Source organism: Dendronalium phyllosphericum CENA369, from assembly GCF_016056275.1.
Lineage (GTDB): Bacteria > Cyanobacteriota > Cyanobacteriia > Cyanobacteriales > Nostocaceae > Dendronalium > Dendronalium phyllosphericum.
This window is the reverse complement of the sequence record NZ_JAECZA010000218.1, coordinates 1-12,140: the sequence shown is the minus strand read 5'-3', so window position 1 is coordinate 12,140 and position 12,140 is coordinate 1. Positions and strand designations below refer to the sequence as shown.

Sequence of the window (12,140 nt, the reverse complement as noted above, 5' to 3'; positions counted from 1 at the left end):
GTCTACGACTGTTTTGTTGTATTGGTAGAGGTAAGGTTGCTGCCAGTCTTTCTATCTTCACCTGTTTCTGATTTTGTAACAACCACACCAACATTTTCAGAGTGATTAACTGTGCTTTATTTAGGTATTTTTCTAAAAAGTTTTGGTAGAATGATGCCAGCATTATGACGACGGTCTTAATTAAATTACGAGACCGTTCTTTTTTACCATTAAACTGTACCCTACAGGTAGCTGCTTAATAACTGTACAGTTCATTCTCAATAAGTACCCACATTTGTTAAGGGGTCTGTGCCTCTCAAACCTTTATCTGGCTAGGTTTAGAGGCGTTTGTCGCCCCTTGAAGATTGGTAGAGATGGAAGTGCCGACCGCCGGACAAATAGGTGTACTGCCTTAGCTCCCGATTCCAGTGCCACTCCTGCTGCATCGAAAGCTGAAGCCGCCCCACCCAGCACCGCCACAGTCTTACTGCGTAGTGCTTCAAAATCGATGGCATCGGCGGTATGTGCGTACAGCCTGCGTGGTAAGTCAGCCAGTACTGGAGGTATGTATGCACCACCAGTGCCAGCCACGCCATTGGCGAAGATAATTTTGCGCGTAGTCTCTATCTGCGGAACACCGTTTACCTCAAGGTGTAGGCGGAAGAAACCTCCGGCTGGCTCAATCCGCACCAACTTCGTCCGGTAACGAACCTGGATACCGAGGAAATGCCGATACCAACTGAGGTACTCAGCCCATGTCACTCGCCCAATGCGATCGATCGCCGCGTAGGCTGCCGCACCGTGCCGCGCTTCGTACCACGCTTGAAAGGATAATTCTGGGATGCCTAGTTCCGGGCCAGGCACATTTTTTGGCGTGCGGAGCTTTTCCATCCGCGCTCGTGTCAGCCACACGCCTGCATGAGCCTCATCATCGGCTGCATCGATCGCCGTCACGCGACCGATACCAGCACGCCGTAGCGCAAATACAAAGGCGCTACCGCTGCCGCTGCCACCGATTATAGTGACATTGCGATCGATGCCAGGGCGATCGGGTACCCAGTTTTCGGGATCGGGGCCGAGCAGGCGTAGTGCCTCGCGGGCAGCAAAATCGGAATCGGTCGTTATTGTCATCTCGCTCTCCTTAGATAGTGAAATGCGATTGTTTATTTGGGTCGATCTATCTCACATCCTGACGACCGAAGAGGCATTAACAGAGATCAGCTTCATCTTTAACTCCTTTTGAACTTCAAATCTGTGCCATACCGCCATCAACAAACAACTCAATGCCGTTCACAAAGCTGCTGTCATCTGAAGCCAAAAAAACAACCGCTTTGGCAATCTCATCGGGTGTGCCGACTCGCCCTAATGGAATAGTGACAGCTTGGCTGTCCACGAATTCTTGCAACTGCTGGTCATTCAGTCCCAAATGATCGTAACCAGGAGTTGGAACCACACCAGGGCTAATGGCATTCACTCGGATCTTGCGTTCTCTGAGGTCGAGTATCCAATTCCGAGCAAACGATCTCACGGCGGCTTTGGAGGCACTGTAAACACTGAATGCTGGCGTACCTTTTATAGAAGTAATCGAAGCATTGAGGATAATAGAAGCGCCCTCTAGCAACAGTGGCAATGCCTTTTGTACGGTGAACAGCAGACCTTTGACGTTTGTGTTGAACGTTTTGTCAAAGTGTTCCTCAGCGATCGCTCCAAGTGGGGCAATTTCTCCAACGCCAGCATTAGCAAAGATGATATCGAGGTGTCCTTGCTCTTGCTCAATGATGGCAAACAGGCGATCGAGGTCTGCCAAATTAGAAACATCACTCTGCACAGCCGTAACATTTTTACCAATGGCTTCCACAGCAGTATCCAATTCGACTTGGCGACGACCTGTGATGTAGACGTAAGCACCTTCAGCAACAAACTGTTTGGCAGTGGCAAGACCAATACCACTATTGCCACCCGTGATAAGGGCAATTTTTGCTTCCAGTTTTCTTATCATGCGCGAATCCTCTGATTGTTGGGTTTAAAGCGGTCAGTTACTAATGGAGAGTAGAGTTAGGAAGAAGAATAGTCAGCCAGTATAGGGGAGTAAGGGCGATCGTCTTTTGTATTTTAACTTAGTGCCATTCCTTACATCTCCTTTGATTGCTCTGCTTGATAACGCTGCTTGAGACTTATAATGAAGTCAGTCACTTGACGTTGAGCCTCTGCACTCAGTGAGTCAAAGTTGTCTAAGAAGAATTGACGTTCTAGCGTTAACTTCCGGGTATTGAGTAAGCCTTCAATCTGCCAACCTTCGTCGCCTTTCGTTACGACGTATAGCGGCAGCGAATCTCGTGATGGTGAAGTTTCGGTTTGTCCGGGCAGTATTACCCCGATCGCTACGAGCATGAGCGCGAGTTGCGAGTTCACAAAGCGGACAAAATCCACCTCACCCTCCAGGCGCGTTCCTTTAACAACTGTGTCGAATGCTTGCTGATGAAATGCAGCGATTTCTTTTCGACCCTTGAGATGCGTACCCTCGAACGTGATGAAATCGGCAGTTTCGCTGAATAGGGCAGCGAAGCCTTCGCCGCTACCTCGATTCCAAGCATCAATCATCTGGCGAGGAAAAGCGCGGATTGCCGACTCGTCAGCAATAGTGGTGGTTTGAACTGTTTGTAAATTCATAGTTTTGAGTTTTCCTTTTAAGTGATAGACCAGTTCTCAAACAGCGTAGAGGGGTTTATTGGCAATGCTTTGTGAGGTACGCTCAACTTTAATTAAATCTGCCGCTTTTTCGCCAATCATGATGGTCGGTGCGTTCGTATTTCCCGTGACGATTGTTGGCATGATGGAAGCATCAACAACTCGCAATCCTTCAACCCCATATACCCGCAACTCAGGATCGACCACTGCCATTCGGTCAATGCCCATTTTGCAAGTGCCAACCGGATGCCATACAGTGCTGCAAGTGTCTCGAATATAAGCTTCCAGTGCTGCATCACTCTGAACGTGAGAACCTGGAGCAATCTCCTCACCATGAAAATTATCAAAGGCACTGGTTTGAAACAATTGCCGCATTAATTTAACTCCCTCAACCAACTTCTGCACATCGGCTTGACTTTGTAGATAATTCATCCGAATGCTTGGCGGATCTTTGGGGTGAGGCGATCGCAAATTAACACTGCCAATATTTTGGAAACGGGTAAGAGAGACTGCACCTGTAAATCCAAAATCAGCAGGAGTATAACCAGGTGACAAGAATTGAATCGGGCCGAAAAAGAACTGCAAATCGGGTGCAGCCTCCACATTCTCCTTGCTATGCAAAAATAATCCGGCTTCGACTCCATTACTGGTGATAGCAGGGTGTATATCTTGAGTAACTTCTTGAACGACAGAAGTGAGAATGTGATCCTGAAGGTTTTGACCGACACCCGGCAAATCTGCAACAACAGAAATTCCCATCGCTTGCAGGTGTTCGGCAGTACCTATTCCAGAAAGCATTAGCAGTTTGGGCGAATCAAACGCACCCGCACTTAAAATCACTTCTTGGTTGACTCTAACCTGGTGGAGCGTACTTTCATGCAGATATTCCACTCCCACACAGCGAGTGTCTTCAAACAGCAATCGCGTCACCAATGCCCCTGTCGTTACAGTCAAATTAAGACGATGGAGAATAGGTAGGAGAAAAGCAGAGGCAGCACTGTGCCGTTTACCATCTTTGACCGTTAACTGATAGAGTCCTACCCCTTCTTGCTGTACACCATTAAAATCAGGATTGTAGCTGTATCCCATTGACACACAAGCATCTACAAAGCGTTGAGAAACCACAGCAGGGGATATCAAATCGGTAACGCTTAACTCCCCATCAACCCCGTGAAATTCTGATGCGCCTCGCTGCTGGTATTCCGATTTTTTGAAATAGGGCAATACATCAAAGTACGACCAACCGGGATTTCCTAATTCCTGCCAGCGATCGTAATCGTGAGGATTGCCCCGGACATACATCATGAAATTAATCGAACTGCTGCCCCCTAAGACTTTGCCACGGGAACAAAACATTTTGCGACCCTTCAGGTAGGGTTCTGGCTCAGAAAAGTAACCCCAGTCAACTTCAGAGCCTATTAGACTAAAGCATTGCGCCGGAATTTGAATTTCTGGTTTTGTATCCGGGTTGCCCGCTTCGAGGAGTAATACGGTCGTGTCACAGTCTTCGGTTAGACGATTGGCAACCACACAACCAGCTGAACCTGCACCGATTACAATGTAGTCATAATTAGTCATATTCTCTTCCTCTGTTATCTACAATGGATAAATGGAGTCAAGAATGAACTGATCTAAAGAGCGATCGCTAAAATGCTGTTAGTTATTCATTTACAACACCCGATCTGCTGAATTTAACTCCGTACCAATGGTGTATCCACCAAATGCTCTGCCAGAAACCAAACTTGCGTCTCATTCGTTCGCAGGACTTGACTCACTAACAAATCGTTAGTGCCGCTATCTTGATTTGCTGCTGTTTTATCGATCGCCACTCTCAATTCCCCAATAATCAACTCGTGGGCTTCTAATAACCGCGACAACATTACAGGTACTTCCTCAACGCCGTTGGGCGGACGCTTAATCTTAGTGACTTCTGCCACATGACGTGGATCGGCGATCGCCACACCTCCGAGTGTTTGTACTCGTTCACCCAGGGCATCAATTAACTCAATTTGTTCGCTGGCGTGTTTGTCGAGTAACAGATGCAGTTGATAAAACGTATGTCCGCGCATCAACCAGTGATGTTTCTTGTAAAGGTGATAGAGAATAATCGTATCTGCCAAAATTTGATTCACTAAAACAGAGCTTTCGCTGCGGGCATTGGGGTTGAGAACAATTGGCAAATCACGCAGAGTACCATACTGCTGAATTTCATATCCATGTTGATGCAGTAAGGGTTGACTGCCATCAACTTCAGTGATACCTGTATTTTGAGTCGGCATGATCAAATCTCCTAGAATCAATAATTTGTATGTAGCGAGAAACTGCTTCTCTCAAAGATTGGGATTACTTAACAGCCGTGCTTGCTGCTGCAATCACTTTGGCAACTTCTTTTGGATGAGAGATAAAAGGAACATGACTGGAGTTAACTTCGGTTGTCTTAGCATTAATCCGTTTCGCCATAAATCGTTGAAGTTCGGGGTTGATGGCGCGATCGCTTTGAGTCACGATAAACCAGGAAGGAATCGTTTTCCAAGCGATTTCATTAAGTGATTGCTCAAATGCTGCGCTGGCGATCGGCTTTTGGGTTGCTGCCATCACTCGCGCCTCAGCCTTCGATACGTCCTGAGCAAAAAATTCGTGAAACTTCCCGCGATCAATATAGAGAAAGTTTGCAGCGTCAGATACGATCGCCGTACTAATCGGAGGTGCTGCGTACCTTTTATTCAAATCACTCGTCTTTTCACCGACATCTGGCGCGAAAGCATTAACATAAACCAGAGCTTTCACTTGTGAATTACCAGCCGCCGCACCCGTGATTACATTGCCACCGTAGGAATGCCCGACCAAAACAACGGAACCTTTTTGATTATTAATTACCCGCTTCGTCGTCGCCACATCATCAGCAAGCGAGGTGAGCGGAATCTGCACAGCAGTCACTCTGTAGCCATCCTGCTCCAACAATGGAATGACGTGTTGCCATGATGTACCGTCAGCATAAGCCCCGTGAACGAGAACGATCGCAGGTTTAGAGTTGGACGCTTGAGGTAATTCTTTGGAGGTAGCTGATGTTGGATACATTGATATCCAAACGACAACACTTAATGCAAATAACCATAGCAACAATTTTTGAACTTTTTTCCCTGTAAAAACCATCATGGCGATCGCCTCTGTATTCTTGCTAAATTGCTGAAATCTCTGGTTCTTGTGAAACACTCACCACTGAAATACTTGTATGGAAAGTTGCCTCCAACTAAAGTTGGAATCCAATTTTCAACTTTAGTACAACTTATTTACAAATTCTCTAAGGGATATCTCCGGGCGCACCCAGAATTTCGTCGCCAATTTCGCTAGAGATGCGATTCAACAATTCCATGTCAGGTGCCTCATTCTGGTTTAGCGTCCCTGTTGCTTCAACAAAGTGAGCAAAGGAACTGGGCGAAGCAACGACTAACCCACGAGCTGGCTTGTTACTGAGTGCAGCGACAACATGGGGTGTGCCCACCGGAATGAAAGCACTTTCACCTGGGCCTAGCACAACCTTATTCTTACCAACCCAGACGGTGAACTCTCCTTCCAACACATAGAGTTGTTCTGAATAGCGTGTATGGCGATGAGGTGGAGTCTGGGCACCAGCAGGGAAATAGCCCTCAATCAGGTCATATTTACCATCAGTTGTGGTGCGATCGGCGACGATGGTAAGGTAGTTATTAAGAAGCCAAAATGATTTTGATGTACTGTTAGCAGAAACCCCATGAGCGAGAACGATCGCTCTTTTAGAGTTGGAGGCTTGAGGTAATTCGTTGGCGGTAGCTGATGTTGGATACATAAATATCCCAACGACAACACTTAATGCAAGTAACCACAGTAACAATTTTTGAACTTTTTTCCATGTAAAAACTATCATTGCGATCGCCTCTGTATTCTTACTAAATTGCTGAAATCTCTGATTCTTGTCGTTAATCATTTGCAGCAACAATGGCTGCCATTATCTGCTCAACAGTCCAGCGATCGAGATAGCGAATTCCATTAATAAACAAAGCGGGTGCAGCCTCCACTCCACTTCGCAGTCCACCTTCGATATCTGCATTGATCCGATTGACATACGCTTCCTTGGATAAATCCTGCAAAAATTTAGAAATATCAAGTCCTAAACGATTGGCATACTCCACTAGATAGCCATTTCCCAACTCCTGTTGATGGATAAACAACATCTCATGCATTTGCCAAAACTGCCCTTGATCCGCTGCTGCTTCGGCGGCTTCTGCTGCTCGTTGAGCATGTGGATGAATCTGTACCTGAGGAAAATGACGGAAGATAAAACCTAAATTGTTTTCTCCAAACGAAACCTGCAATTGCTGCCCGGCAACTTTAATCAATCGATAGACGTTGGCACTTTGAAAACATTCATAATCTCCATACATGACGGATACTACAGCAGCATTCAGTACACCTTGAATATGATCTTGGGTTGAAGGCAGAACGAATAAAGAACGATTATCATGGTCGTAAGTCATGTTTTGGTTTGTATTAAGCAATACTTTTGCCTTACAACCCAACTGCACTAACCTTGCTATGGATTCAATATAGACAATTGACCTTCTCTTGTCGTCCACTCTGGGTTGACATTTTTATACAATCGAGTGATGGATGAACCTGTCCATCCCGCAGTGGAAGGTTGTCTCCAACTTGAGTTGGAATTTGGATACCAACTTTAGTACAGCTTACAAACTGACAATCCCACGCTTAACAGCAGTAATCACGGCTTGTGTGCGATCGCTCACGCCCAGTTTGCTCAAAATCCGATTCACATGTGATTTGACAGTGCTTTCACCAATAATCAAAGCAGTCCCTATTTCTTGATTACCCATTCCTTGTGCCATCAAACCCAGCACTTCCAACTCTCGTTCACTGAGTTCTGGATTGCTCATTCGCTGCAATAATTTTGCGCCCACTTCTGGCGGAATATATTTCTGACCATGATGAATGGCGCGAATCGCATTTAAAAGCTCGCCAGGTTTAGCATCCTTGAGCAGATAACCTTGAGCGCCTGCTTGCAAGCCGCGATAGATGTCTTCATCTCCATCATAGGTTGTGAGTACTGCGATCCGCGCCTGCTTAAATTCAGCACAAATCGCCATAATAGCTTCCACCCCTCCCATTTTGGGCATTCGTAAATCCATGAGTGTGACATCAGGTTGGTATTCTCGAAATGCGGCGATCGCCTGCTGTCCATCTTCAGCTTGAGCGATCGCTGTCATTTCTGGATCGCGGTTAATAATGGTTGCCAATCCCTTTCTGACTATGGCATGGTCATCAACAATTAGCACTTTAATCTTAGTGGATTGGCTCATTGTAATTCTCACACTCGATTGATAGTGACAATAATTTCTGTTCCTTGACTTGGTTGGCTTTGAATCGTTAGTTGTGCGCCAATGCGCTCTGCCCGTTCGCTCATTCCTAATAAGCCAAACCCACCGCTCAAAGGAATGCAACCCACTCCAAAGCCCCTGCCATTGTCTTTAACCCGTAAGGTACACTGTGTTTCGTTGTACGCCAACTCAACCCGTATTTCGCTAGCACCAGCGTATTTAATCGCATTGGTTAATGCTTCCTGCCCAATTCTGAGTAAGTTATTCTCCACTTCGGTTGGTAAGGAATAGGCTGTACCCTGAGTTTCGCAAATCAGAGCCGTGTCGGTCGTTGCTCGCATTTGAGCCACAATACGATGCAGGGCACTTTCTAAATTACCTTCTTCTAGTAGCCGCGGACGGAGTGCTGCTACGGAACGCCTTGCCCCTGCTAGCCCAGCGCGTGCTAGTTCCTCAATCATTTCCAGATGTACTTGGGTGGCTTCCGGGTCATCTGCCAGCACTTGTGTTGCTGCTCCAACCTGAAGTAGAATACCTGTGAAAGATTGAGCTAATGTATCATGAATCTCTCGCGCCATTCGGTTGCGTTCTTCTAAGATAGAAGTGTGTTCAGCTCGTTTACGATCGCTAATGTCTGTCATCAGACTGTAGAAACCTCTTACCTGAGCATTGTCATCGAAATCAGGAATAAAAGTCGCGCTGATGCACCGCTTATCATCCGGAAAAGGGATTTCTGCTTCTAGAGGGACAGTTTGCCCTGTAAACACCTGATTAATATACGGCTCAACCCGTTGATAAACCGCCTCCCCGAGCAGTTGACGAACAGGGTTGCCCAAAATTTCATCACGGCTGCGGTTGAACCAAACCTGATAGGTACGGTTGATAAATTGATAACATCGATTGGCATCGACGTAGCTAATCAGAACGGGCAGAGCGTCGGCAATCAGTCGTAATTCCTGCTCCTGTAAGCGAAGCTCGTCGTAAACACCGCGTAGCTCCGCTTCGTTTGCCTGCAATGCTGTTGTTCGTTGGGCAACTTGTTGCTCTAGGGTGCGATTGTATTCTGCTAACAGCTTCTCTGCTTGTTTGCGTTCGGTGATGTCTTGAAAGGCTGCGATCGCATACAGAATGTTGCCAGACTCATCAAAAATTGGAGTTCCCCAACTTTCGATCGGAATGATGCGATTCCCCTGGTGAATTTCGATATCATCTACACTGGCCTGTTCGCCGTTTAGTACTCGCCTAATCATCAGTTGTTCGGTTGGGTAGGGGCGATCGGTTCCTGCCACATAGAGTTGATAGACCTCGGCAATTTGCTCTGGGGTGACAGACGGCAGTACGCTCTTGCCCAAGAGTTGGATTGCCTTCTGATTGGCGTAATAAGGGCGACCTGTTGCGTCCATAACTACAATTCCTACCGGAACAGACTCTAAAATTTTCTGGAGGCGGGTTTCACTTTGGGCGAGGGTCTGGTTTAAAGACTGCATTTTGGCAAATGCGATCTGAAGTTGCTGTGCCATCTGGTTGAACGATCGAGCCAGTTCGCCCAAATCGCCCGATCGCTCAATTTCTACCGTCTGATGCCATGCACCGTCTGCTAACGCTTTTGCCGATTGACTGACGCTGACAATCGGTTTAGCGATCCATCGGGCAATCAAAATGCAGAGCGCAATGCCAAGCAGCAAAGCTGCAATACAAAGCAGAATCGTCGTGTGGATGCTTTGATTAATCTTTGCCATGAAATCGGATTCAGGCAACACTGTGACAATCAGCCAGTCTAGCCCACGAGTATCTTTAAATGGCATCACCTGAATCAACTGCCGCCTGCCATCTAACTTAAAATCAAGCTGTTCCGCAGTTTGGATCTGCCACAAATCGCTGAAATGCTCGCGCAAATAGGCAGTAGTAGCTCGCACGGTAGGGTTACGGCTCTCAACTGCTGACAATCGATTTGCTGCCGCCCCACGACTGATGATCGCTTCTCCAGTGGAGGTGGCAACCAATTGCCCCGATCGCTCTAAAATAAAGGCGATGCCTGTCTTGCCAATTTGCAGACTAGCCAAGAAATGGCTCATCTCATTAGGCAGAAATACATCGGTGGCACAGACTCCCAACAGCGATTGATCGGCAGTGCTATAGACGGGCGTACTGGCGGTGATCGTTGGCAACTGGCTAGCAAAGTCGGCATAGATTCCACTCCAGATTGGTTCGCCTGCCTTCACTGCTGCTTTATACCAGGGACGAACCCGCGCATCGAAGGCTTTGTTGCCTTGAGTGATTAACTGGTCTCGCTGACCATTGCGATCGACGCTGTAGCCGTAGAGTTTACGATCTGTAGCAACATTACTCGACCGCAGTTCAATTGAGCGATCGGCAGGGCTACGTCGCACCCCTAGAAGAGAACCTTTGCGATCGCCACAGTAGATATCACTCACCATTGGATAAATTTGAATTTGCTGCCAGAGTGGAAACTCACCTTTGACTGCGCTAGGGTCAATTTTTCCCTGAGCGAAGGTGCTGGCATTGAGCCGATTGATGTTATAGGGTATCTCGGTATAGGTTTGTAGTTTGCCTTCGATCCGGTTTGTCAGTTCGCGCCGCAGTTGACTGGCGAGATCGTTGATGGCTTCGTGTCTATTTTTGAAGGAAAAATACCCTACTAAGCCAACTGTCACCATAGTTTGCAGCACAAACGGCACAATCAAAACCGTCTGCAATGGCACCGTTCTGGAAACTTGAGCTACAACTTGCTTGAGAAGACTGCTCATCAATCAGATTCCTCATTTACGGCAGTTCGCGCAGTTTATACCATTTCACTTTAAATTTGATACAAATAGGCCGCAGGGGAGCAAGGGAGCAGAGGAGAAATTATTTGTATCATTCATTTGGTGAAATGGTATTAGTCCATTTATTGACGAAAATACTAGCCATGAGCAGCTCCAACGATCGCTTCAAGTAGTGGCTCAAGCTCGAAAGCGTCTCTATAACGCACACCATTGATAAATAAAGCTGGAGTGCTAACTACCCCACTATCCATTCCGCTAGCAATGTCTTGATTGATGCGATCGATATGCACTTTTTGGGCAATGTCTCGAATAAACTGAGTTACATCAAGCCCTAAATTGTCAGCATATTCTGCTAAATACCCATCTTCTAGCTTTTGCTGATGCTTCAATAGCATCTCGTGCATCTGCCAAAACTGCCCTTGTGTTGCTGCTGCTTCTGTCGCTGCTGCTGCCTTTTGAGCTTGAGGATGGATTTGAGGTTGAGGAAAATGTCGGAATACAAAGCATAGAGAATCTCTCCCGAATAAGGTCGCCTCAAGCTGGCGTTGAATTGCTTGAATTGAGGTATAAAGTTCGCTACATTGGGGACACTGATAATCCCCATATTCAACAAGCACAACGCGAGCATTCAACGATCCTTGTCGATGGTCTTGCTCAGAAGGAAGTACAACTAATTGATTGCGCTCTGCTTCGCAGTTACCGCAAGTGGTTCCTGGTGTGTCGTCAGGAATAACATTGCTCATTCTAAACCCTCATTTTAAATCTTTGGGGAAAAGAGATTCATCGCGTGCGCTCTAAAATTTCTTTTCTTCAAGCCTATAATCGTTTGTATGAGTTTAATGTATGAGACTTGCTTAGGCTTGTCGTCAATTCAAGGTCTGTATTTTAATCAACAAAATGATTGAGGATGAGTCAATTTGAGGGAGTAGAACGAATCAAACTCAGGTTTGATTGCCTTACAGACTAAAATATGATGGTTAACCCAGGCAGAAGTACATCTTTGTTTTTACCTTAAACAGCGAGAAGCAATACTCTGGACAAAATTAAGCAGCAATAACGCCGTAAGCTCGTAGGTTTTGGTAGTTAGGATGGGATTTAATTACAGTTGGCGAGAGGTCTAACATTGAAATAAAGGTGTCGAGCAAATGGTCATTGAGTGCCCGTCGCTTGACACTTGCCATAGAAAAGATCAAGGGTTTTTGAGCAGACTGCTGTTGATGAGCATCGAGCTTGGCAAGATTTAAAGCAGTGAAACTAGCATTGAAATGAAAATCAAGCTTTTTGACATCACGGGCTTGACAATCACTCAGTCCGGTAA

11 protein-coding genes and 1 pseudogene are annotated in these 12,140 nt (G+C 46.4%); all 12 read right to left on the bottom strand.

Features of this window, described 5'->3' with window-relative positions; genetic code table 11:
* Window positions 1-303 precede the first annotated feature (303 nt).
* On the bottom strand, window positions 304-1,110 hold the full coding sequence (locus I8752_RS24215; RefSeq protein ID WP_225895873.1) for an FAD-dependent oxidoreductase: 807 nt from the start codon (window positions 1,108-1,110) through the stop codon (window positions 304-306).
* A gap of 115 nt (window positions 1,111-1,225) precedes the next feature.
* A complete protein-coding gene (locus I8752_RS24210) occupies window positions 1,226-1,975 on the bottom strand; it encodes an SDR family oxidoreductase (protein ID WP_214434798.1) in 750 nt (249 codons plus the stop codon).
* Window positions 1,976-2,109: 134 nt separating this feature from the next.
* Window positions 2,110-2,649, bottom strand: a complete 540-nt coding sequence (locus I8752_RS24205; RefSeq protein WP_214434796.1) for an SgcJ/EcaC family oxidoreductase — start codon at window positions 2,647-2,649, stop codon at window positions 2,110-2,112.
* 36 nt (window positions 2,650-2,685) lie between these two features.
* Window positions 2,686-4,245, bottom strand: coding sequence for a GMC family oxidoreductase (locus tag I8752_RS24200; RefSeq protein ID WP_214434795.1), 1,560 nt, complete (start codon window positions 4,243-4,245; stop codon window positions 2,686-2,688).
* A gap of 113 nt (window positions 4,246-4,358) precedes the next feature.
* Entirely contained in the window at window positions 4,359-4,946 is a 588-nt protein-coding gene (locus tag I8752_RS24195) for a Dps family protein (protein WP_214434794.1), read from the bottom strand.
* 64 nt (window positions 4,947-5,010) lie between these two features.
* Entirely contained in the window at window positions 5,011-5,880 is an 870-nt protein-coding gene (locus I8752_RS24190) for an alpha/beta fold hydrolase (protein WP_214434793.1), read from the bottom strand.
* 88 nt (window positions 5,881-5,968) lie between these two features.
* The gene (locus I8752_RS24185) at window positions 5,969-6,631 is read right to left on the bottom strand and encodes a cupin domain-containing protein (RefSeq protein ID WP_214434792.1); all 663 of its coding nucleotides are present in this window, start codon (window positions 6,629-6,631) and stop codon (window positions 5,969-5,971) included.
* Entirely contained in the window at window positions 6,624-7,181 is a 558-nt protein-coding gene (locus I8752_RS24180) for a DsbA family protein (RefSeq protein ID WP_214434791.1), read from the bottom strand. Before I8752_RS24180 ends, I8752_RS24185 begins: the two co-directional genes overlap by 8 nt.
* A gap of 207 nt (window positions 7,182-7,388) precedes the next feature.
* Complete coding sequence (locus I8752_RS24175) at window positions 7,389-8,018, bottom strand: response regulator (RefSeq protein WP_214434790.1); 630 nt, start codon at window positions 8,016-8,018, stop codon at window positions 7,389-7,391.
* A gap of 8 nt (window positions 8,019-8,026) precedes the next feature.
* The gene (locus I8752_RS24170) at window positions 8,027-10,804 is read right to left on the bottom strand and encodes a PAS domain-containing protein (RefSeq protein ID WP_225895871.1); all 2,778 of its coding nucleotides are present in this window, start codon (window positions 10,802-10,804) and stop codon (window positions 8,027-8,029) included.
* Window positions 10,805-10,959: 155 nt separating this feature from the next.
* The gene (locus I8752_RS24165) at window positions 10,960-11,565 is read right to left on the bottom strand and encodes a DsbA family protein (RefSeq protein ID WP_214434789.1); all 606 of its coding nucleotides are present in this window, start codon (window positions 11,563-11,565) and stop codon (window positions 10,960-10,962) included.
* A 300-nt stretch (window positions 11,566-11,865) separates the two neighbouring features.
* A pseudogene (locus tag I8752_RS24160) lies at window positions 11,866-12,140 on the bottom strand (hypothetical protein); the annotation flags it as partial.

Coding starts and splice junctions, on each gene's coding strand:
- I8752_RS24215 (WP_225895873.1), bottom strand. CDS start 1,110: ATGACAATAACGACCGATTCCGATTTTGCTGCCCGCGAGGCACTACGC.
- I8752_RS24205 (WP_214434796.1), bottom strand. CDS start 2,649: ATGAATTTACAAACAGTTCAAACCACCACTATTGCTGACGAGTCGGCA.
- I8752_RS24200 (WP_214434795.1), bottom strand. CDS start 4,245: ATGACTAATTATGACTACATTGTAATCGGTGCAGGTTCAGCTGGTTGT.
- I8752_RS24195 (WP_214434794.1), bottom strand. CDS start 4,946: ATGCCGACTCAAAATACAGGTATCACTGAAGTTGATGGCAGTCAACCC.
- I8752_RS24185 (WP_214434792.1), bottom strand. CDS start 6,631: ATGATTAACGACAAGAATCAGAGATTTCAGCAATTTAGTAAGAATACA.
- I8752_RS24180 (WP_214434791.1), bottom strand. CDS start 7,181: ATGACTTACGACCATGATAATCGTTCTTTATTCGTTCTGCCTTCAACC.
- I8752_RS24175 (WP_214434790.1), bottom strand. CDS start 8,018: ATGAGCCAATCCACTAAGATTAAAGTGCTAATTGTTGATGACCATGCC.
- I8752_RS24170 (WP_225895871.1), bottom strand. CDS start 10,804: ATGAGCAGTCTTCTCAAGCAAGTTGTAGCTCAAGTTTCCAGAACGGTG.
- I8752_RS24165 (WP_214434789.1), bottom strand. CDS start 11,565: ATGAGCAATGTTATTCCTGACGACACACCAGGAACCACTTGCGGTAAC.